Annotated in this window: 21 protein-coding genes and 1 pseudogene; 14 read left to right on the top strand and 8 right to left on the bottom strand. The window is 35.7% G+C overall.

Features of this window, described 5'->3' with window-relative positions; translation table 11 throughout:
- Positions 1-38: 38 nt before the first annotated feature.
- The 4 genes and pseudogenes from sthA to O4O04_RS20445 form a co-directional block, all read left to right on the top strand.
- On the top strand, positions 39-1,439 hold the full coding sequence (gene sthA, locus O4O04_RS00340) for a Si-specific NAD(P)(+) transhydrogenase (RefSeq protein ID WP_272531572.1): 1,401 nt from the start codon (positions 39-41) through the stop codon (positions 1,437-1,439).
- A gap of 131 nt (positions 1,440-1,570) precedes the next feature.
- Complete coding sequence (locus tag O4O04_RS00335; protein WP_272531571.1) at positions 1,571-2,086, top strand: hypothetical protein; 516 nt, start codon at positions 1,571-1,573, stop codon at positions 2,084-2,086.
- Between the two features lie 110 nt (positions 2,087-2,196).
- Positions 2,197-3,792, top strand: coding sequence for a C1 family peptidase (locus tag O4O04_RS00330; RefSeq protein ID WP_272531570.1), 1,596 nt, complete (start codon positions 2,197-2,199; stop codon positions 3,790-3,792).
- Between the two features lie 106 nt (positions 3,793-3,898).
- A pseudogene (locus O4O04_RS20445) lies at positions 3,899-4,051 on the top strand (HEPN domain-containing protein); the annotation flags it as partial.
- Positions 4,052-4,190: 139 nt separating this feature from the next.
- Here O4O04_RS20445 and O4O04_RS00325 read toward each other — a convergent pair.
- Entirely contained in the window at positions 4,191-4,817 is a 627-nt protein-coding gene (locus tag O4O04_RS00325) for a hypothetical protein (RefSeq protein ID WP_272531569.1), read from the bottom strand.
- A gap of 306 nt (positions 4,818-5,123) precedes the next feature.
- On the opposite strand from O4O04_RS00325, the gene O4O04_RS00320 reads away from it, so the two are divergent.
- The 3 genes from O4O04_RS00320 to O4O04_RS00310 all read left to right on the top strand — a co-directional run bounded on the left by O4O04_RS00320 (position 5,124) and on the right by O4O04_RS00310 (position 8,030).
- Positions 5,124-6,506, top strand: a complete 1,383-nt coding sequence (locus O4O04_RS00320) for an Lcl domain-containing protein (protein WP_272531568.1) — start codon at positions 5,124-5,126, stop codon at positions 6,504-6,506.
- A gap of 7 nt (positions 6,507-6,513) precedes the next feature.
- A complete protein-coding gene (locus O4O04_RS00315) occupies positions 6,514-6,738 on the top strand; it encodes a hypothetical protein (RefSeq protein WP_272531567.1) in 225 nt (74 codons plus the stop codon).
- Between the two features lie 80 nt (positions 6,739-6,818).
- On the top strand, positions 6,819-8,030 hold the full coding sequence (locus O4O04_RS00310; protein ID WP_272531566.1) for a helix-turn-helix domain-containing protein: 1,212 nt from the start codon (positions 6,819-6,821) through the stop codon (positions 8,028-8,030).
- Positions 8,031-8,086: 56 nt separating this feature from the next.
- Here the strand turns inward: O4O04_RS00310 and O4O04_RS00305 are convergent, their stop codons facing one another.
- On the bottom strand, positions 8,087-9,142 hold the full coding sequence (locus tag O4O04_RS00305) for a hypothetical protein (protein WP_272531565.1): 1,056 nt from the start codon (positions 9,140-9,142) through the stop codon (positions 8,087-8,089).
- A 155-nt stretch (positions 9,143-9,297) separates the two neighbouring features.
- On the opposite strand from O4O04_RS00305, the gene O4O04_RS00300 reads away from it, so the two are divergent.
- The 4 genes from O4O04_RS00300 (at position 9,298) to O4O04_RS00285 (ending at position 14,776) form a co-directional block, all read left to right on the top strand.
- A complete protein-coding gene (locus tag O4O04_RS00300) occupies positions 9,298-10,860 on the top strand; it encodes an NHL repeat-containing protein (RefSeq protein ID WP_272531564.1) in 1,563 nt (520 codons plus the stop codon).
- Positions 10,861-10,986: 126 nt separating this feature from the next.
- Positions 10,987-12,678, top strand: a complete 1,692-nt coding sequence (locus O4O04_RS00295; protein ID WP_272531563.1) for a 7TM-DISM domain-containing protein — start codon at positions 10,987-10,989, stop codon at positions 12,676-12,678.
- A 69-nt stretch (positions 12,679-12,747) separates the two neighbouring features.
- A complete protein-coding gene (locus O4O04_RS00290) occupies positions 12,748-13,017 on the top strand; it encodes a hypothetical protein (protein WP_272531562.1) in 270 nt (89 codons plus the stop codon).
- Positions 13,018-13,126: 109 nt separating this feature from the next.
- Positions 13,127-14,776, top strand: coding sequence for a hypothetical protein (locus tag O4O04_RS00285; RefSeq protein ID WP_272531561.1), 1,650 nt, complete (start codon positions 13,127-13,129; stop codon positions 14,774-14,776).
- 53 nt (positions 14,777-14,829) lie between these two features.
- Here O4O04_RS00285 and O4O04_RS00280 read toward each other — a convergent pair whose 3' ends face one another.
- A complete protein-coding gene (locus O4O04_RS00280) occupies positions 14,830-15,633 on the bottom strand; it encodes an SDR family NAD(P)-dependent oxidoreductase (protein WP_272531560.1) in 804 nt (267 codons plus the stop codon).
- Positions 15,634-15,743: 110 nt separating this feature from the next.
- On the opposite strand from O4O04_RS00280, the gene O4O04_RS00275 reads away from it, so the two are divergent.
- The 3 genes from O4O04_RS00275 to O4O04_RS00265 are packed head-to-tail and all read left to right on the top strand — an operon-like array spanning position 15,744 to position 19,233.
- Positions 15,744-16,190: a hypothetical protein gene (locus O4O04_RS00275; protein ID WP_272531559.1), complete on the top strand. Its 447-nt coding sequence runs from the start codon at positions 15,744-15,746 to the stop codon at positions 16,188-16,190.
- A 35-nt stretch (positions 16,191-16,225) separates the two neighbouring features.
- Complete coding sequence (locus tag O4O04_RS00270; RefSeq protein WP_272531558.1) at positions 16,226-16,750, top strand: hypothetical protein; 525 nt, start codon at positions 16,226-16,228, stop codon at positions 16,748-16,750.
- Positions 16,747-19,233 carry a C1 family peptidase gene (locus O4O04_RS00265; protein ID WP_272531557.1) on the top strand — a complete coding sequence of 829 codons (2,487 nt, stop codon included), beginning with the start codon at positions 16,747-16,749 and terminating at the stop codon, positions 19,231-19,233. The genes O4O04_RS00270 and O4O04_RS00265 overlap by 4 nt, the downstream gene beginning before the upstream one ends.
- Positions 19,234-19,429: 196 nt before the next feature.
- Here O4O04_RS00265 and O4O04_RS00260 read toward each other — a convergent pair whose 3' ends face one another.
- The 5 genes from O4O04_RS00260 to O4O04_RS00240 all read right to left on the bottom strand — a co-directional run bounded on the left by O4O04_RS00260 (position 19,430) and on the right by O4O04_RS00240 (position 22,595).
- Positions 19,430-19,888, bottom strand: coding sequence for a hypothetical protein (locus tag O4O04_RS00260; protein ID WP_272531556.1), 459 nt, complete (start codon positions 19,886-19,888; stop codon positions 19,430-19,432).
- 58 nt (positions 19,889-19,946) lie between these two features.
- Positions 19,947-20,351 (bottom strand): hypothetical protein, encoded by a 405-nt coding sequence (locus O4O04_RS00255; RefSeq protein WP_272531555.1) that lies wholly within the window; start codon positions 20,349-20,351, stop codon positions 19,947-19,949.
- A gap of 467 nt (positions 20,352-20,818) precedes the next feature.
- The gene (locus tag O4O04_RS00250; protein ID WP_272531554.1) at positions 20,819-21,271 is read right to left on the bottom strand and encodes a hypothetical protein; all 453 of its coding nucleotides are present in this window, start codon (positions 21,269-21,271) and stop codon (positions 20,819-20,821) included.
- Between the two features lie 9 nt (positions 21,272-21,280).
- Positions 21,281-21,589 carry an HU family DNA-binding protein gene (locus O4O04_RS00245; RefSeq protein WP_272531553.1) on the bottom strand — a complete coding sequence of 103 codons (309 nt, stop codon included), beginning with the start codon at positions 21,587-21,589 and terminating at the stop codon, positions 21,281-21,283.
- A gap of 79 nt (positions 21,590-21,668) precedes the next feature.
- Positions 21,669-22,595: a RodZ family helix-turn-helix domain-containing protein gene (locus tag O4O04_RS00240; RefSeq protein WP_272531552.1), complete on the bottom strand. Its 927-nt coding sequence runs from the start codon at positions 22,593-22,595 to the stop codon at positions 21,669-21,671.
- Positions 22,596-22,642: the final 47 nt, after the last annotated feature.

Genomic DNA, 22,642 nt, shown 5'->3' with positions numbered 1-22,642 from the left:
CCTTTTCCAATTCAGAAATGAATCTTAATCTGGAATGGATGAATCAAGAAAAATTTGATGTGATCGTAATTGGAAGTGGCCCGGCCGGTGAAGGTGCCGCTATGAAATGTTCAAAATCAGGTAAATCGGTTGCGATCATAGAAATGAATAAATTGGTCGGAGGCAACTGCACGCATATGGGCACAATACCAAGTAAAGCAATGCGGCAACCGATTCAAACAATGATCGAGCTCAAAGCCAACTCTTTGCTAAGACAAGAAATGCAAGGCATCAATTTACATCTTCCCCATTTACTAAAAAATGCTGAATCTGTAATTTCCAGTCAAGTGCAGATGCGAGATCAAAATTATCATAGAAATGGAATCCGTGTTATTCAAGGCCGAGCTAAAATTTTGGATTCACACCAGGTCTCCGTTGAAATTGATTCAACTGGATCTAAACGAATATTTGAAGCAGATCATATTATCATAGCAACTGGATCAAGACCATACAATCCTCCCGATGTAGATTTCAAACATCCAAGAATTTTGGATAGTGATTCTGTTCTCAGTCTTCCTGTAACTCCGCAGTCATTAACGATCTATGGCGCTGGAGTTATAGGATGCGAATATGCTTCCATCTTTCGCGGGTTAGGTTGCAAAATAAATCTCATCAATAATAGAGATAAATTATTGTCTTTTCTTGATGATGAGATTATAGATGCCCTTGCCTATCACCTTAGGGAACAAGGTGTAATCATTCGACATAACGAAGAGATGGAATCACTCGAACCACAAGACGATTACGTTATTCTTCATCTCAAGAGTGGCAAAAAGCTCAAGACTCAATACTTGTTATGGGCGAACGGCAGAACAAGTAACTCCAATGGACTAGGTTTGGAAGAGCTTGGTATTGAAGTAAACAATCGTGGAAATATTCCAGTCAATGAAAATTACCAGACATCCGTTCCATCTATTTTTGCCGTTGGTGACGTGATTGGCGCACCAGGTCTTGCGAGTGCATCCTATGACCAAGGAAGATTTGCAGCAGCTTTTATCTGCGATGGATACTGTAACTCGAAACTTGCAAAGAATATTCCAACAGGGATTTATACGAGTCCAGAAATCAGCTCACTTGGTCTGACTGAGCGAGAGCTAACCGAACAAAAAGTACCCTATGAAGTTGGACATGCGTTTTTTAAAAGCCTAGCAAGAGCACAGATTACAGGTAATAATACTGGAATGTTAAAATTACTGTTCCATAGAGAAACTTTTGCTCTGCTAGGAATACATTGTTTTGGATATCAAGCAGCAGAAATTATTCATATTGGGCAAGCGATCATGTCTCAAGAAGGAAAAGCGAACACAATAAAATATTTCTTAGAAGCAACATTTAATTACCCCACTATGGCGGAAGCATACAGGGTTGCTGCCCTAAATGGAGTGAATCGAGTCTACTAAATCCTTATATTGAGTTTACAAATTTATTGACTAAGTAGAATTCAAAAGTTTTTGATTCAAGTTGATAATTACGCTTGTCAATTTTGAATGAATTAGTAATGTTCTAGATTCCGAGGAGATTTTAGTCATCGATGAAAACCATTCGTAATTTTGTTCTTTTGATTATTCTGATTCTTTTAAGTAATGGTTGTGCAAGTAGCGTTGTTGTAGAGAACTTAGATGAGAAAAACGCAACTGAGAAAACTGAACCTGAAGAACTGAAAAAGGAACGCAATATGCTCCCTTCTAATGGATGCTGTAATGTAAATCAAATATTCAAAGGCATAGTTGTACTAGATAAAATTTGTTTCACACCGACCGAAACTAAACTTACACTTCACCTAACCGAGAAGAAAAAAGTATGCGTTCTCAAAGAAGATATGATCTTCCAAGACAATGCTGGCAATCGTTACGATTTGATTAGCACTGTAGGTGTAGATCTATGTCCAAAGCGACGTGATATGGTTAAGACGCCTTTCTCCTTGGTTTTCCCGAGAATGAAGGAGGGACTTGAAAGTTTTGACCTAATCGAAAGTGCAACAGCAAAGCATGCTTACAATCCTTGGTCATTTAACGCTGTCGATGTTCTTTCCTGCGAATGGAAATAATTTTTTAACCATTGAAAAATCAATTATCGTGGCAATTTTTGAATAAATTATTACACATATACTAAATTAATATCAATCTAAATTAAATATTTTAAAAAAGAAGGTAAGCTATGCCAATTCGTATGACTGATGACGATGAAGATGAAAATAAAGAAGAAGGAAAATCTGATGACTCTGGTTCTGGAGGATTCTGGTTACTCGCAATATTTGGAGTGATAGGCACGTTATTATTCAAATATCCTAAAGTGATGATACCGACATTGATCGTTGTCAGCTTACTCGCAATATCACTATTATGCGAGCCTGGTGATGACTATGAGTACGAAGAAGATGACGAGACTTCCCAAAACGAAAGTACGGTAATTCATCCAAAAGGCGCAATATTTGATCCAGAAAAATATGCAGCGACAAAGGCATACGAACCACTTGCTAAAGGTTTTGGAAATAAAATTCCAAGTTCAGCTTCACTCATTCAATATGCGCCACGTCCTCAGAACCAAGGTTCACAAGGATCTTGCGTCGGTTGGGCTGTGTCATATGCTGCTCGAACAATTTTAGAAGCAAAAGCAACAGGACAGAATCCCAATTCGATTGCCTTTAGTCCAGCTCACCCATTCAATCAGAACACAAGTCCCAAATGTGACGGTTCTTATCCAGCCGACGTTTTAGAAGATTTGAAAGAAGAAGGCGCTCTTCCTCTATCAGAATTTCCTTATAATGAGAATAGTTGCAGAACCAAACCAAATTCAAGTCAAAAGGATCGAGCAAAGGCTTTCCGTGTAGATGGCTATCAACGCCTAACAGTTGATGGTGATGACTACAATACTGATATAGATTCCGTTAGACAATACATTGCATCTGGATCACCGGTGATCATAACTATGGATGTGGGTGGAACATTCAATGAGTTAGAATCAAGTGATTGGCATCCAACTAAGAAAGATTATAAGAAAGTAAAGCAATACCAAGAGTCAGATGAAGAAGATGATGATTGGGGTCCTCATGCCATGGCTGTCGTTGGCTATGACGACAATCGTAATGGTGGTTCTGTTCAAGTGATGAATTCTTGGGGAACAGATTGGGGGAACAAAGGAACCTTTTGGCTTCGCTATTCTGACTTTGATAAATTTATCTTAGAGGCTTTTTCCATCTATCCTTCTCTCTCGGCAGTTGCTCGAGATAAAAGAAATTTGGAATTTGGACTCATTGAAAATTCTTCGAAAGACTATATACCACTTAAAAAGATTAATGATTTTACTTATCGAACAAAAGATCCAATAGAGAAAGGAACTCGATTTAAAGTTTCCGTGAAGAATGATTCTCCAGTATACATCTATATTTTCGGTAAGGAAGAAGATGGAAGTTCTTATGTTTTATTTCCTTATAATGATCAACATTCTGCTTACTGCGGGCCGGATGGAGTTCGAGTTTTCCCAAGAAAGCAAAGTCTTGAGGCGGATGATATAGGCAAAAGAGATTCTATTGCAGTGGTTTTCGCCTATCAAAGTCTAGACTATCAAAAACTAAACAAACTCATCAATGATACGAGCGGAAGTGACTATGGAAATAAATTTCGAACTGCACTCTCATCAAGACTAAGTAGCGTCGGTAAACATGCAACGAATGGTGAAGTTATCGAACTTAGCACAATGGAGAAGGAGACGCGCAAATTCAATGTATTGATCATAGAATTTGATAAGAAATGAAAATATTGAATTTTTTTTTGGATTATTTCCCCCAAGAAATACAAAAATCTTGGAAGCAATTAATATGATAGAGGTGGAAAGGAATTATTGAACGCAAGCGGAAAACGACTGGAACTGGGGTAATCACACTCTTGAATCAGGACATTTTGCACAGGCTTGCTTCATTGCACAACAAGTTGCCGAGAAAGCTTTAAAATCCCTTTGCCTGAAGGAGCTCCGTTTGAATCTTTTACTAGACAGCAAGCAAAAGTTGGATTAGAAAAAGCTTTGCATATTTTAAATTTTGTTAGAGTTAAGATTGAAGATACAAGAGAATCGAAAGAATAAACTCTCAGAGTTAAATATGAAACTCATTTTCCAATCTAAACCTAAAGTAAAATTTAAAGAGAAATTTTCGTTCATCTAAATTGAATCTTTTGAATCTCTGATTTTAAAATTTCTTTATCAATATTATCAGATTCCAAAAGAAAAACTCTTTCTGCGTCTTGGCTTTTGATTATTCCTCGAATCAATGTTCCATCTTTAAGAAATACTTTTATCATCCCCGGTTCCATTTTTTCTTTTAATTGAGATGGAGATTGTGATCCTTCATCATTATTTTTACTAACAATCATTTCGGATAATTTTATTTGAATTTTCTCATCCAAAATGGCTTCTGCGAGCTTCTCTTGAAATAGCGCATTGTTCTCTGGAATTTTAGAGGCAAGTCCAGTTAAAAACATTTCGGATGATTTACATTCGTCTATGATGATTGTATCCCGACTGATAGTTGTTGTAAGTCCGAGTATTATTGATAGGGTTACATCTTGCCAATCAGTAGTTTCGCGGATTCGATATGATCTCGAGGAATCTGGAAACATATCTTCCGGTTTAGGAGTAGAAATCGAATAAGTGGCAAATAGAATTTTCCATCTCTTGAATTTTTTCGAGTTTTCACATTTTTCAGTTGCTGAAGCGATTAATAGGTAATCGAGCTTATCTGCATATTCTATATTATTTCCTTGCGGGATTTCGATTCGTTGCATTTGGCTACAACTAAAAAACAAACAAAATCCTACGCCTACAACCAAGATAAGCTTACCTACCATTCACAAATACCTCTGTGTGGAAATTTTTCCGAAGTTTCATTCTACAAATATTTCCATTTTATTTCTTCCTAGCCTTCACGCATGGGAGTAAATCTTTAGATTTCGTATATTCTAATTAATAAGATGAAAATATTTACCAAGTCTAGTAAAAACTTTATTGTATCAGCGATATGCTTGCTGCTTACCAATTGCCTGACTGGAGTATACTTATCGGAGCAGGTATTTGGAAGAGAAAATTCTCGTATGGGCGAATCACTTCTGCTTGGATTACTTGGCAATTTTTCCAACCCTCAGAGTTCAGATCAAGTATCCAATGAAGGGATAGAAAACGGCTTAGGGGATAATTCTAATCCAGCAGATAGTGAAAGTGGATCAGTATTGAGAACAGCCATGCCAGAATTCAACGTTGCGCCGGGTGTATTCTCAGAACCAACTAGTATCAGCTTAAGTACAGAAACGATTGATGCAAATATTTATTATACACTAAATGACACCGAACCCGAACCAGGTTCACCTGATACATATATTTATGAGAATCCTCTACCTATTCAAAATATTGCAGGTCTGACTCTTCGTGCAAAAAGCTTCAAGTCTGGTTATGAAGAAGGAGACGAAATCTCTGGAATATTCTCTATGCGAACACTTCGTACAGGACAAACTACTTCCTATCAACCAGGGGATGATGGCGATTTACAACCTGGTGGGGATTTTAATTTTACCGTTCCAACACAGCATTCAATATATGATAACGATTATACAACTACAGACAATTATACGGGACTGGTGTGGAAGACTTGTCGGGAAGGAAGAAATGGATCAACTTGCAATTCAGGAGCAACAAACTTTACACTTGACTGGCACCAAGCAATAAGTAGTTGTGAGGCGCTAAATCATGAAAATGATGGGAATGGATATGCAGGGCGAACTGATTGGAGGCTTCCTGAATTTCGAGAATTGGAATCCTTATATAGATACAATATGGGAGGTAATCCAACTTTTTCACCTGTCGGCTTCCCCAATGCAAACCAAGGCTCTAGTTTTGTATTGCAATATTGGACCAACACATTGTCAAATCGTTTCGGAAATGATTACGCAATGGTATTGGAATTTCGTGGAAATAATGGTGGAACCGTAATGTTTACAAGTACTCAATTTAGTTACGGACAATTAGTTCGTTGTGTTGCAGGAAGTTCTCGTGTTACAAATACTCCTAGCTTTATAGACAATGGAGATAGCACAATATATGATAGAGTATCCGGTTTGACTTGGACAAAATGCGCCGCTTCCCAAGATATAAATAATAATTGCGCCGGAGGATCTGGAGGATTCGTATGGAACGATGGTCTCGCCCATTGCAACCAACTGACTCAGGAAAATTTTGCGGGCAGAAGTTGGAGACTTCCCACGATCCGAGAGTTAATCACAGTTTTCAGGCCTGAGAACTCATCTTCTCCCAGAACATATACAGAATTCTTTCCTAATACAATGCAAGCCTATTGGTCTTCCACAACCAGAGCTAACAATAGTGGAGAAGCTTGGATTGTCCAATTTAGTGACTCTCGGGTCAATACAATGTCCAAAACAACTGCTGGAATCGCGAGGACACGCTGTGTTGCCGTTGATTGAAATGATCATGAGCCTTCGTAACCTTGTCATGCATATATTTATTTTCTTATATACTATATATAATAAATCAATCAAACTATTCTGCGATTATAAAAGACTGGTTCTATTCTATTGCATGCCTATCATTTCTGGCCATTATGCGTTAGTTGGTCTTAGAATTTGGACTGCGTCTTCCAGCGGGTCTGAAAATCTTGATGCATCATGCGATGTTCGACGTGTATCCTATCTATAGAATCTTTATGAATTTGAGCAGGATATCTGTCCTTATTTTGTAAAAAATTGCATTGAAAAGTAAAGATATAAGAAAAATCTATGCTGTTAGTGATTTTTGCAAATGAAATAACAACTTGGTTGGTCGGACTCGCGATTATTCCTCATTGTATATTTATTATTATATACTTAATTCAAAAGGAAAAGTTTGGAATCCATGATAGAATTGCGGCTATCATTGTTTTGGCAATGATGATGATTCCGATTCGACAAATTGTTTTCCACTATGACAATCACGATAATTTGAATCTATTCACTCGAATTTATGGATACCAACTAATCGTTTCACCTTTATTGTATCTGTATTGTAAATCCTTAGTGATCTCAAGTTTTCAATGGAATAATAAGGATTGGTTCCATACCCTTCCCTTTTTTGCATTTAGCTTATTTTTTGTTTTGTTTCAACCCAATGCAAACGATTCAGGATATTATACATTCATAATGAATCCAACCATAAAACCAACGAATGAGGGTAAATTGATTGGACTTTTTAACTTTATTATATTATTCTTCTATTCAATTAAAATCATTCAATTGGTTCGATTCCACAAATCTAATATCACAGACTATCTCTCGCAGATAAGTGAAACACAAACTCTAACATGGCTTTATTGGATTATTGCTAGTTTCTATGGAACCTTAATATTAACAGTCGGTATTGGAATTACAACCAGACTCACAAATATGGGATTCCTAAATCTGACCATTACATTAGATATTTTTAATATTATGTTCTGGTCTATCTATTCCGCATTGATCTATATTCTGAGTTTTTTCTTTATTCGTCAAACTAGAATTCTACATTCTGTTGATGAATCAGAGAATATCAAATCTTCAAATGATGAAATTCAAGGCGAGATTACCGAAAATATTGAATCTGCCAAATATAGAAAATCTGGTCTCACAGATGAATCCAAATCAAACATTCACGAACAATTAAAAAAAGTAATGGAAAAGGATAAGCCTTACTTAGATGAAGAACTCAATCTTAAAAAACTATGCATACGATTGAACGTTTCACAGAATCATCTGAGTCAAGTTATCAACGAATTGGAAAATCTCAGCTTTTTCCATTACGTAAATGAATGGCGAGCAAAGGAAGCGATGGAATTGATTCGCAAAGATTCAGGTAATAATAAAAAGCTAATCGAGATTGCTTATGACGCAGGATTCAATTCTTTGTCCTCCTTCAACCTGCATTTCAAAAGAGTCACTGGAATGACACCAAGGGAATTTAGAAACCCGGTCAAATAAATAAAATTCAATTAAAATTTGAAAATTCTAATTCTAGAATTTATATTCTGAATTTTCTACCACTGTCCGCTAGATCCACCGCCGCCAAATGTCCCTCCTCTACCAGTGACTGGAGTAGAAGATGATCCTCCTGAAGATGATTCATTTCTCGTAGTAGTTGACGAGCTCCGACTACTACCTTTCAAACCACCAGCAGCTAACAGTAACAATGGTGCCAATATAAATCCCAATAGTATTAACCAGAGTTTAAAGGATCTATCACCTACCAATAAATAATTGGTCAGTCCCCAAAATGGAATAAAGCAGAGGATATTATAGGCTCCAGATAATAAACTAAGGGTCAGAAAATAGTTTTGAACTCCAGGAGGTTCCGGTTCATTCTGTCCAAATACAAAAGTCGAGAGAAGAAAAATAAATATTCCCGAACCAACACAACCAAGAATCGATAATGACTTATTATAAATTACTAATTTAGAATTTTTGTACAGAAAATATAAGAAAACAAACAATAATAGTAAAATCATAAAACTGAAACCTAGCACAGTTCCAATATACAAAAGAAAATCTGGAATTTTCTCGAATTTAGTAACGTCTGGAATTTGGTGATAGTGTTTATGTAGCCAAAAAATAGAACCGTTCCCCTTCCATGTCTCAGCAATCAATTTCTTCTCGCAATCGATTACTTTCTCAATTCTAGATTGATAAGTTCCTGGCAATCTTCCCTCTTTCTCAAGTATGAATTCTGTGCTTACAGGAATTCTGCAATGGATTCTAAGAAATTCTGGATAAGCATGAATATCTTCCTCCTCAATTTCCTCGGAAAAATCTATCGAACCATAAGTAATTGTTTTCTTGCGATTTGTCTCCACAACAGAGCTGTATGATTTGTATACAAAAATGGCCGTAGGCTGTGTATTAGGTGCTTGATCCAAATATGCATCAATGATCTTTGTCAACTCTCCACTGCTCAGATATCCTTCAGGTTCATGATAGATCACTTTCCATTCTTGGTCATTTGGTTTCGATGATTGGATCATGATTTCTTGAGCAGATAGATTGCAGTGTACACCAATTGCTATGAACAAAAGCAATATATAAACAGAACGATTCATAAATTTCATCCAAACCAATATTTATGGAACAATTGAAAATATACAACTAGAATAATAAGATTAAAGACTTCATAAGAATACTCGAAAATTCGAAAAGTTGTTTATTCTTAAAGTTCGGGATTAGTTAGATATAGGGAAAATTGAGTTCCCAGTTCATGAACTGGGACGACAAAGCAAAGTTTCTAGATTATGATAAGTTCAAATTCAATTTGGAGAGATTCATGATTCGATGGGTTCTTTTATTATTAATGATGATGGCAGCAGTTGGTAACTGCAATTCGGAAAACTCACTTGCTGGTGTTCCCTGCTTAGGTGCTTTGAATGAGCAAGATAGGAATTGGTGGGAAGAAAAAATTCTTCAGAAGAAAAACAAAACAGGTGCAGCTCCACTTGAGTGCGCAGCACTAGCGCTCGCTCTTCGAGGATCTGGAAGTTTACCCGCTTGGACTCGGTTCCAAGAATCAACAAATTATGCCGGCTTCCCTTATGCTACTTTTCGAAACAATGCGATTTATTTTGTCGGATCTGGAAGAGGAAGTTTTGAAAATTCCAGTGAATCATCAAATAATATCTCTCTGATTTTTGGGAAGTATGACTTGTCAGGAAATCTTGAATGGCGAAAAGAAATTCTATCTGGTGCTTCAAATGGAGTACTTTTCCGCAGTCAGGTCGTAGATTCGCAAGCAAATTTAATAGCTGTAATACAGTTATCAAACAATTTGGCTTTCGATGGAACAACAGCTACGAACGACTCTGACAATATTGTGATTGTTAAATTCGATCCCAATGGCAATAAATTATGGACCAAACGATATGGGTCAACAACAAACTCGCAATCCACCCAAGCATTTTCAGTTCATGTTGATAACAATGACGACATTTTGGTAGCTGGGAATGCCCAGCATGCATTGAATGGAGCGACTTATGTTGCTGGAAGGTCAGCTGGATACATCATGCGTTTAGACAAAGCAACAGGAGATCCAAAGAACACAAGAATGATTTATACAGATACAACCTCCGCTGGTATCCAGGCATATTCTATAGCCGTTGATTCAGCGAACAATGTCTTTGTTTCAGGAAGGTTTAGTACAGTTGCAGACCCAAGCATTTTTGACGTTGTAGAAACAGGATCTGGAATTTCTACAACCAATAAAACATCCTATTTCGTAATGAAATTAGATCCTACGTTAGCATCTAGACAATGGGCTGTGGAAATTCAATCTGATAAAGATTCTACTAACAAATTAATTCTAGATGGATCGGATCTTTTTATGGCATTCCCCAACGGTACGACTACTGGAAGCTATGCCAAAATCGGTAATACAGATATCGGGATCTCTAAGTTAGCTATAAATAATGGAAGTATTGCTTTTACAAAAACCATTGGTTTTTCTGGTGTAAATTTTAATTCTGTTCCTGAAGTAAGTTTAAATCCGCGCTCTCAAAACTTTCGCTTTGTTGGTAACACCGCATTACCTTTCGGAGATACGGCTCTTATTGGAACCAGAGACGCCTTCATTTTGGAAGTGAATAAGGAAGGAACATTAGCGAACAAAGAATTTATTGGTACTGCAAACACGGTGACTTCCTTTACAAATGTAACATATAGTGATTCGGGCTCTGTGATTTTTGCTGGTGGATCTGATAAAGCCTTCCAAGATGAACCAAAAACAACTGAACAGACTGCTGGATTTATAACCACCGCTGTACAGAAATAAAAAATACTTTCTATCTATAAGAAATGTTTAAAAAATTGTAAGTGACCTGACCTCAGCTTTTGATATTTTGTCATCAAAAAGATGAGGTTCCTCCTTATAAGCTTTATTCTTTACTCAATATTGGGATTGGCTACAATTCATGCAAATCCCAATGAGTCTCATGAATGCAATTATAATAAATCAATATTTAAATATTCCATAATTTTAAAATCTGGTAATAATATTATTATTACTGAATGCTTGCAATATTTTATTGATCAGAATGAAGAGTATTCTATCTCAAACATACAAAATGAATCTATTCCTTGGATCTCGTCCAACCGTCCAGTTTTCGATTTAGGATTTCAATCTCATCCAATCTGGATAAGAACAAATATCCAAAACTTAAGCCCTGTCAATAAATTCTATTTCCTATTACCTTTCAATCGATTGAATTACGTGGACTTCTATATAATTAAAAATAATAAAACCGAAAAAATATCTATGGGATCAGAGAGAATTTTTCCTGAAGATAGATTGGTTTCATTTCCCTATCTCGAACTAGATCTAGTTCATAGTGAAAAAGTTGATCTATTTATTCAAATTAATACTGATACTCATATCGGACTGCCAATACAAATAATGGGTGAGTTAGAATTTGGGAAATTTGTTTCAAGCAGAGAGTCTGCAAATTTATTTTTTTTATGCATAACAATTGTTTACATTTTGTATCAATTAATATTCAATATTTATCTTAGTTGGAAATTACGAGTCTTTTTAGTTCTATCTTTATTTTTTGGATTCTTTTATCCATTTGCACTTATTAACGAAGGATTCAGAATACTTCTACCGGAAACGCCAGCTTTCCGAAGAGAGTTGGTGTATTTAAGTGTCAATTTATTCGGAATTTTTTTCTCACTGTATATAAAGGATTTTCTAAAATTTTATGTGCTAGAAGAAAAATACGCTGCTGTTGGCAATTTGATAACAATCGTTCTTATCTTATGTATCCCAATTTCTTTTACAGAAATATCCAATCTTTATATTACAAATATTTATATAATCGTTCTACTAACGATGTACAGTTACATGATATTCGGAATTGCTATGAATATTCGATACAAAAGATATTGGGTCGTAATTTTCGGTTCCGGATGGGTGGTCGTTTACATATTTCTAATACTCCAATATTTAATGTACAATCGAGTTATTCCTTTTAATACTATATTATACAGTGGTTTCCATATTGGTTTTATGATTGAATTTATACTGATAGGATTTGCGTCCTATTATCGACATTTGAGTTCACAAAAGGAAAGATCAAACCTGCTTTCAAAATTGAAGGAATTGGAAGTTGAGAACAATATAATAAATAATAACGGAGTTCAAGAAATTCCGTCTACTATTGAAAGTGCAATACCGAATCAACAAGAATTAATTGATGGAAAAAATGTTAATTATAGTCTTTCTTATAACAAAAGAACAAGCAAAATCGATATCCACCAGATAATGAAAGATATTATCTATCTACTGGAAAATGAAAAGCCGTATTTGGATGAGAAATTTTCAATTTATAATCTCGCGAATTCGCTTGGACTACGAACAGACCAATTATCAGCTGTTATAAATAAGGAACTCCAAACAAATTTTTGGAACTTGATCACAGAATATCGCATAGCTGAAGCAAAGAAGCTGATTCAAAAAAATCCTAACACAAATCTTCTACGCGTAGCATATGATTCTGGTTTTGGATCAAGATCAGCCTTCAATAGAGCTTTTCAATCACTAGAAGAAATGTCTCCTAGTGAATATGCTAAAACTTTACTATTAAAGGTCTGAAATCATATTAACTTTTTATTGACAAATTACGCTCTAATCAATTTATTTCTTTTTACTATGAAAAAAAATTTGGCAATAACGATAATATTTCTTTTCGCATCAATAACCACTACTACAAGTTTATCTGCGAAATGTTTTAGTTTCAACAAAGCAAAAGACGTTAAAGTATGTGTTCCTGGAAACGACAACAAAGCACGTGGTCAAGCAATGGCGGCATGCAAAAAGGCACAAAAATCAGATTGTGGAAATATCACTGGTTATTCTGGTTCATGTCAATCTGGTAAAGATAAATGCTTAGATGGGAACGGAAATTCTCAGAAAAAAATCAGTGTAGATTGAGATCAATTCGCTCAATGAGACAATAATTGTAGAATTTTCGTCTCATTTGTAAATTTTAGAGAAAAAACTTGCCCCTCAACTTTGCTGGTAAGATTCTGGTAAGGAGTCAATGAGGGACAAGCTAGAATTTTTTCCATTTCGTAAACTTAGAATATTCAGTTATTTAATAATATTCCTGCAGTATTTCAGTTGCCAGTTGTCCAGCACAGCACAAGATCCGATTGTTTTACCTGCGACAGACATTCGTTTAGAATTTCGTGGTTCAATCCAGAAGATCCCTTCCCTCCTCACTCCACCCTTTCGCATTCGCGCACGTGCATATTCTTGCAAGGATTGGGATGAGAATTATTCTCCTCGTGTAGCACTACGCGAATATCCCGAATGCATGAGTAGCTTTGTTGAAAAGATTCTCGAGTTCAAAGCAGCCGAATACAAAATCGATCTAGATGTTCCTTCGGATTGGACTCATGCCTATGTTGAGCTTCTTGACCTAAGCACAGTTAGTGGGATGTTTTCTCCCGGATACAATCCTAATTGGTTTAGTTTTGCAAAAGGGGAAATAATTACTTTCAGGCATGATTTTGTTTTTAGATCGCAAGAAAATATGATCCCCGACAAAAAACAAATGGAACTTGCTCAGAAATTTGCTCCGATCATTATTCTCAGTCGTGACAAAAAAGAAATTCCAACAAATATAGAAAAATACTACAATAAGTTTAGCCTGTCCGATACAACTCCATTGCTTGCTGCTGACGGTAAACCAATCACACGATATGAGCATAATGTTTTACCGTATATGATCCTCCCGGAAAGAGAAGATCTCGAAAATTACAAAATCGAATCGGATCCTACACATATTTATGTCCATGCAAGATATGCGAATACCACTGTGTCAGGTACTCAAGCAGAGGCTTTACCAGGTTATCGTGATGATAGCAATTATTGGTATGAACAGGGAGATGGAAGAATCGTTGTCTCTTATTGGTTCTGGTATGACTACAATCATGGGCCAAGTCCTATGGGCAATGTGCATCAGGGTGATTTAGAATCCTATTCTGTGTTATGCGATCCTAAAGGAAATCCATTAAGGCTAATGGTAACTGGACATGATCATATTATGCTCGATACTGAATGGAAAAATATCAATTCTGTGAATCACCATCCTATCTTATATATAGGCTCAGGTCGTAAATCCGATGGCGGGAATCCTACCTCAGCTTACGGAGACTATGAAGTCAAATTAGAGGCCGGTAATGCATTTTTCAATGCACTTGCAGATCCTCGAGATATATTCCCGAATGCTAGTGCTGATATCAAAGTCATTATCCCATCTAATCTATCCAAATCGAATCTAAGCCGTGTATTGATTGGAGCAAGCCCGGAATTGGGTGAATATGTGAATTTGTCTGATAAAGTTATCCGTAACATCGATAAGTTGGTATTATGGGAAGAGCCTGGTTGGATCAACAAAACTTCGTTTGAAGACCCAGATGGTCATCATAAAGTTGATGAAAAGGTCGCTTTTTTCTTAGGATTCAATGGTCGCATTGGCAAACATCCTCAGAAGAAAACCGATTATCTTCGACTTAAGCAATTTGGTATAAGCCCAAGAAATGCACCGTTTAAACTCAATATCGAACAGCATTTTACCTACGAAAGACCTCGCATAGATAGAAGTCATAATGGTCGTGAAGGCAATTATGGACCTAAATTTATTGGGAACTCTCTAACTCCACAATTCGTTGAAATTAAGAAGTAGATTTGATTGATCGAATATTCTAAATAGATCAAATAATTATTTATATTTAAGATTTAATTACTAAAATCTTTGTATAATTTTTTATACATAATCGATTCAAGTAATCTTGGAGAAAACAATCGTAGCAGCTTCATTGCAAATCCCGATTTATCAAAGGTTACCAATCTAGAATTTGGATTTTCTACAGAATTAATAATTGCTAAAGCAACTTCATCTGCAGTTTTGATTTTACCTTCTGCCTGCTCTTCAGACAATCGTTTGCCACTTGAATCCAAGCCCGATGTTCGGAGATTGGTTCGTGTGTAGGGAGGACATACAATTATAGATCGAACTCCAGTCTTCATCATTTCTATTCTCATAGCTTCCATTGCAGAATGCAATGCGGCTTTAGATGACGAATAAGCCGCACGTCCAGGAACTCCATACAATCCGGACACAGTAGACGTAGACACGACTGCACCTTTTTTATATAAAATCAATGGCATTAAACCTTGAGCTAAACGAAGTGGACCAAAAAAATTCGTCTCAAATGTCTTACGAAAAACAGACATTTCTGTTGAATCAAATCTTCCGTGAGCAGTGATTCCTGCGTTATTGAATAGAACATCTATTCCTGAGTTTTTTTCTAATTTGGAAACTTTTGATATAACTTTTTCGACATCATCTTGCTTGGAGAGATCGCAAACTATCGGAATGATCGTTGATGTAGAAGAATTAGAAAGTAGCTTACCTGGCTTTCTTGATACTAAATAAATTTTTGAAACAACTCCATCCAATCTATGATAGATTGCTTCCCCGATCCCACTCGATGCACCGGTGATGATGACAGTCTTACCTTTCCAATAATCAATTCTCATTGTCTAAAAATAGAAGAAACCTATTTAAAATCAATATTAAAACAGCAAACTCATTTTCGAGACCAGAAAATTACTTGATATCTGATGGATAACTTTTTAACTTCAATCCCATGCTACAAAAAATTTTTGTCATCGGTTTAATTCTTTCATGGATTCATTGCGCAGCTGCAGAGCGAACAATCACAATTCCAACCAATTGTGATTCTTTCAAATCTTGTGTACAAAAATCTACAAATACTGATATTTATAGAAATAAAATTCGTTACCTAGATGGGGCACTGCATTTTTGGAAACCATCGGACGGAGAGCAAGCAAAAGTTTTCGCAATCATTGATAGATCCGAATATATCATCTTAGAAGCTGGTGGAGAGACTGGATATAAAGGTGACGAAATAAATCTTAAGGTGAGTCATAAGAAAGATTACAAACAAACTTCCTATAAATCTGCAATTAGTGATCTCACGGAAATTCTAAAAACTCCAAAATTAATTGGGAAGCATCGTGATCGAGTTGATCAATTGATGCAATTGGCATCAAGCCAACTGGGCAAATTATAAATGTGCTCCTACTACAACGATTTAATTTAAAATCTATGGATATATTCTTAAATTGGAATCATTTGCAATATCTTATTTGTCTTTTATCAATTTTTTGCTTTTCAACTGCAATTGCAACTCCTGCAAGAAAATTTCCTTTGGATATTCTAAAAAATAATGAGAATAAATGGAGAACTCTCCATATCGAGTTAGAAGAAACATCGGGTCCCGTTTCTCCAGAGTTTCATTATTCATTTAAAATTTATATTCAAGCGATTAGAGAAGGTTTTTTTATTTATCGATCTGAATCAAAAGGTGATCATATCTCAGAGCCCCAGCGGAAGAGAATCACAGAAAAAGAATATTTACAAATAGTGACAAAATTATTAAAGAATAATATTCATTTGATGGAAAATGAAAAATTACCTGAGGTAAGAATCCTAGGTGTCAGTTATAATTCCATATCCTACAAAATTGGGAATCAGAAGAAACAATTCTATTATTTACTGCAAGATATAGACAAAAAAGAAAATAAAAATAAGAAAGAGATTATAAGAATTTTAAAGGAAATAAAACCATGAAAAAAGATTTCGTAAAAAAACCAATCGTTAGATCATTTATTGTAACATTCTTATCCTTAGTTGCTATCATTATTCCAACATACTCAACACTTATAGCTCAAGAATTTGATCCAAGCTCAGTTAGATCTCCAGAATGTAAGCCTGGAACCTATTTATGTGGTTATATTCCTAGCAATAAAGAAATCCAAGATGCAATCCCATTATCAAGAAGTTTCCGTAGCTTGGATTCTTTGCCCTCATCGAAAGATCTATCTTCGCAGATGCCTCCTGTCGGTAACCAAGGAAGACAGAATAGCTGCATCGCATGGGCGACTGGATATTCAATGAAGTCCTATCTTGCAAAGAATACCGGTAAAATTCCAGACTACGACCCTCCATTCTCTGGTGGTTCCGGAAAGAATGTTTTTTCTCCAGCGTTTATCTATAACCAACAAAACGGTGGAAAAGATGCTGGGCTTTATTATTATAAAACTTTAGATTTTTTACAAAAGAGTGGTGTAGCATCTTGGAGTAGCACACCATATACGGAAACAGATTATAGAAAGCAACCATCAGCTGCAGCCAAAGAAGAAGCACTTGCGCACAGAATCAAATCCTATACAAGACTCAATCACAAAAAACCAGATGACATCAAATATGTATTAGCTGACAATAATGTTGTTTTATTCGGGATCATAATCGATGATGAATTCTACAAATTGAAAGGTTCTGAAGTCTACGATAGCAATGGCGGACAAAGTTATGGAGGCCACGGTATGGTGATCGTTGGCTATGATGATAATAAAACTTCGAAGTCAGGCAAGAAGGGAGCTTTCAAATTTCAGAATTCTTGGGGAACGAATTGGGGCGATAAAGGATTTGGTTGGATATCCTATTCTATGCTTGCAAAAGTCGGACAAGAAGCATATTCCATGATCGAACAAGAACCATTTATATCCAATTCTAACACAACTGTAGTTCCCACAGTTGAGAAACCTTTACTTCCGCCTAACGATCTATCTGCGTCCAGAGGCGAATTTTCAGATAAAATCATTCTTACATGGACTGCGAGCGAAGGCGCGATTACCTATCAAATCCAAAGAAAGGATCCGAAAACCGATTTTATTGACCTTGCTTATTCTGATTCACCTACTTTCACAGACAATACTGTATCGAGCAAAAGTACCTTTCTCTATAGAATCGTTGCCATATCCAAAATTGCCCGATCATCTTGGTCCAATCAAATTGAAGGATTTACAAATGCACCTAGTCAAGCTTCAGGGAAATTAGAAAAAGTAGTTGGTATAAAAGGAACTGCATTTACAGAAAAAAAATCTTCTAGAATTCATTTAACTTGGTCAGAAGTAAGTGGCGCGACTGGTTACATTGTGTCCAAAGCTACAGCATCCAACAAATGGAAAAATATTGCTCAGGTCAATACTGCTGAATATATAGATCGATCCCCAAGTCAGAGCTCTACAAATGTTTATAGAATCAGTGCTGCTAAAGGAAGAAAAAAAAATGGAGACTGGAGTGATAGCTTTGGAATTGATATTGGGTCTGATCAGAAAATTCCAGATGCAATTTATTCTATAACTGCTACAGATGGTAAGCATTCTGACAAAATTGTAGTTAGTTGGGATGAATCACCGGGTGCTTCTGGATATCTTCTTTTTCGCTTCAATGAAGACAATGTCGTAGATGGAGAATTCCAAACAAAAAAACCATTCTATGAAGATAAAGACCCAAAAGTATTGGACGGAAAGTATTTTTACTACACGGCTTACGCATACAACAATTTGGGGTATTCAGATCAAAGTGAATTCGCAATCGGCAGAATCGAATCGGATCTAAAAAATAAATCCGCAGGTGTTGCACTTGCCCCTCCAACAAAATTAACCTCAAACTTTCAGTCCACATCTCAACTCGTTAATTTAAGTTGGGAACCTGTCAAAGACGCACACGAATACTATATTTTTAGAAAACTAGCAAACTCAGATTCCAAAAACTCGGAATACAAATTTGTTGCAAATGTTCCAGCTTCAAAAACAAATTTTACAGAAAAATTCCCAGGAAAATCTGGAGATCTTTTCTTCTACTCCGTACGCTCCAAGTCAGAATTCGGATCAGAATCCAAAGACTCCAATATAACAACTGCTTTTTGGAATGAGCCCCCTACCCTTGTTAAGAAAAGAGCTGTAAATCTTGAACCAATTCCAAACGACCTGTTGGGCAGATGGGCAGGCTATTACTGGCATCCAACTTCTGGTCCGTTAAATTTAAGCTTAGAAGTAACAGGACAGAATCAAGAATTTAGTGCAATTTTAAAAATCAATGATAAGACAGCTAAACAATTCAAGGGAACATGGAGCCAAGGTAGCAGTGGTATCAGAACCAAAGGACTGCAATTGGATCTATCAACAATTGCTGGAAATGCAAACGTACGTTTTGACACAACCAGCGAGTTGGGTGAAGAAACAGAATTTAGCTTTGCTAAAGAATAGAACTAACTATACAAAATTTTTCGGCCAATTAAAAAATTCTACATTGGTCGAAGTCGATACGTTTTTCATTTCTTTTTCTAGCGCTTAGAATTTTTCTGCGACTCACCTGGAATAATTTCTAGGATGATTGCGACTTGACGCTTATGCAATCGGAACTATCTAGAAAAGCTGATTCATGATATGCTAATTCTAACTTTCATTCAAAACTTAATTTCTTTGTTTTGTCTTGAATTAACAAATTATGAAATTCTCTCTTTTTTATAATTTTAATTTTAAATTCTTTATTGTATCTACGAACTCTAAAAAATCCGCCTGGAATATAATCAAGAAAGAAATCTAAAATAGCCGAAGATTTGTATTTGACATTTAGAACCTCAACAAGATACATTTCATCCTGTTGTAATGTATAGTCAATTTTGCTATTTATATCTTGTACACTGGTAGCCAAGTCTCCATTCGTATATGAGCCCAACAATCGCCCTAAATAAATTGAAAGAAAAAAATATTCATATATTGGCTCTTTAAAAGTACCCATCTCCTTTCCAATTTCTATCTGATTAGCAGCAAAAAAAACGGAAACATCATCTCTTTTATTTAATTCTGCACGATTTTGATAAATAGTTGTTCCTCTAAGTATTTTTGGATGAAAATCCATATGATAACATGAACTCAATAAAACCGAAAGAATTGTTGTATAAATGAATCGCTCTTTTCTAATCATCGTAGAAGAACTCCCCAGTAATATACATACTTTTATTAGAAATTCCGACAATGTTTCCAATGAGGACAAAAGTTGATGTAAATATTCCAAGTGGATTCGGCAGTAAGGAATAGGAAAGCCATGATTTATTGTAAATAGTTACTTGCAAATTCTTTATACCCACTGCACGATTATTTTTTGAAAATTCAGATTCAATCAATTCCTCAATTGTTTTATTTGATTCAAATCCCATAGAATAAAAATAAAAATTGGTGTGATCAACCTCAAACGGTATAGAGTGTTTGCTGCTTATATTCGAATAGAATATTGGCTTTTTGATTTTTTTTAAATCCAGTTCAATACTAACACAATTTATACAATGCAATACTAGAATACAGGTCAAAATAAACTTAATCATATTATCATGTTAACTCTCAAAAACAGAATAGAAAACATATAATACAAAAGCAAGAACTAAAAACATGGAGGAAACATAGCCTTCTGATATTAATGGTATAGAGCTGAAATAGCTTCATATCCGGGAATAACCATCGGAAAATTCCACCTTCTCAAGAATATACGAGAATCCATTAGGCTGTCTTTTCTTTTTGCTAGCAATAAAAAGAAAATAAGTATAGAAATCAAAAAATATATTATCAACTTTCCTCTTCTTATTCAAAAGAAATTGTCATGTGTAGGTTCATCAGAACCATAAAGAATTAGCTCAATATTTTTTTGAGAGCCTTGTTTTCGTATTATAGCATGTTTTGCACAGATAACATAATTTGTTCGCTAGTTTTAATCTATTCAATATTTAGAGGCCAGTTCTAACTTGAATTTGGGTTTCTTATTGAAAGCCATGGGCTTAAGCCCACGGCTGGGATTCTACCCTTCCAACATTTTGATATTATAATATTCCCGAATAGAATCGATGATATCATCTGTTATAGGTGGATCCAATACAAGGAAGATGTTGAGAATCTCTCGGAAATCAATCTCACTTTCATATCCAGTTAACAACCATTCTGCGAGCTCGAACGCTATGTCGATGCCTTTGGAATCTTGATTATCGTATACTCCAAGCGAAATAGATCGAAGCATATCCCCGATTGCCTTCCAATCTTTTCTGGAAATAAATTCTCGTATTTCTTGCGGAGCTTGAGATAAGATGATTTCTTTTTTTATATTCGAGGTGAATACAAAATTGGTTTCTGGAGGATTGAGAAAGGAAAAAACAGCACGGGTAAGGGAATAATCATCCCGTCCGTGCTTCTTCCAAGCGTTGTTTAGGCATTCACCAAACAACGAGTCTTCGAATGGAAGATAGGGGAAACCCATCTAATTCGATTATTTCTTAGGAGGAACTATTGCATCCTTGCATGTTTTAGATAACATGAATTTAACTACAGTTTTAGCAGGAATGTTAATGGATTCGCCCGTTGCTGGGTTTCTTCCTTTTCTTTTTGGTCTCTTTCTAAGAACTAGCTTACCTAATCCTGGTAAGATGAAAGCTCCATTCTTTTTAGTTTCCTTATAACTGAGGTCGACGAGAGTATCTAAAAATTCTGCCACTTGTTTTTTAGTGAGTCCAGTACTTTCTGCCATTACTCCAAGCATTTCCGATTTCTTCAGAGGAGTTGGTGTTGCGTTTGCCATTGTATACCTTTAGGTTCTTTTATTCTTAAGCTATGTTTAGATAAAAACACAATAAATCAACTAAAATTCCACTATTTGCTCAAGTTTCTGCTTCTGTTTCTACTTTTTTTCTTATCTTTTGGAAAAGTTTGTCAAGATTTTCTATGTTTTTATCATTCTCGGGTACAAAGGATAAGAACAAACATCTATAGTACGTATCTTTGTGTACAAGTTCAAAACCTGCATCAGTCAGAATTTTTTTGACAATTTCTTCTCGAGTCTTTGGAATTGCAACAGTCAAGTTCCTCAATTTACTTTTCTTATGATCAAGATGGAAATAACATACAACATCTTCATTATCTAATCTGCCAATTTCTTCACGTATCTCATCGAAACTTGTCTCAGCACGCGCACCATCAGAATGTTTATAATTGATCAAAATCCTTTGAAAATAGTGTATTTTTCTTCCATCGGGTAGAACTTCAACACCATTGAGGATCCTTCTCTCATCGGATAGTTCCTTCATGATGAATTCTCCCCTACCCCTAGCACTTTCAAAATCAAAAGTCTCTGATGTGATGTCTCCTTTCAAAGCGTTCTTGTTCATATCAGTGAGAGTATATTTCTTGCCTGGTGCTACTTCATGTTTGAAGGACATTTTCAAATACGGATTCGAAAAACTATTATTTATCTCTAACATAAATTCAGCGAATGGACCATCACCATGTTCGATAATGTTTTGTAAAGCCTCAGTCGCTGATATACGTGCTGAATCTGGATCAACTCCGACAACTGGAGCATATCTGCGGATCAATTCTTTGATTTCAAATAATGATCCTTGGAATTCTTGGATACTTTTGCCGAATTCTAATTTTACTATTTCTTCTCGTCGTAATGAAATTTTTAGAACTAGTTTATCTAAGCTATGACGTAAGTAGGGTGAGTCTACAACCGAATTGATTCTTTCTTTTAGCTTTCGATTCTCTTCTTCAAGAGCGGAGATTTTTTTTTGTGCATCATTTTGCATAGTAGAGTTTCGGCTTGCTGTTTTTCCTATTGTTAATAAAGTTAAAT

The sequence above is a fragment of the Leptospira sp. GIMC2001 genome (assembly GCF_028462125.1).
Classification (GTDB): Bacteria; Spirochaetota; Leptospiria; order Leptospirales; family Leptospiraceae.
Note: the sequence above shows the minus strand (reverse complement) of the source record. Positions and strands in the feature narration are given on the sequence as shown.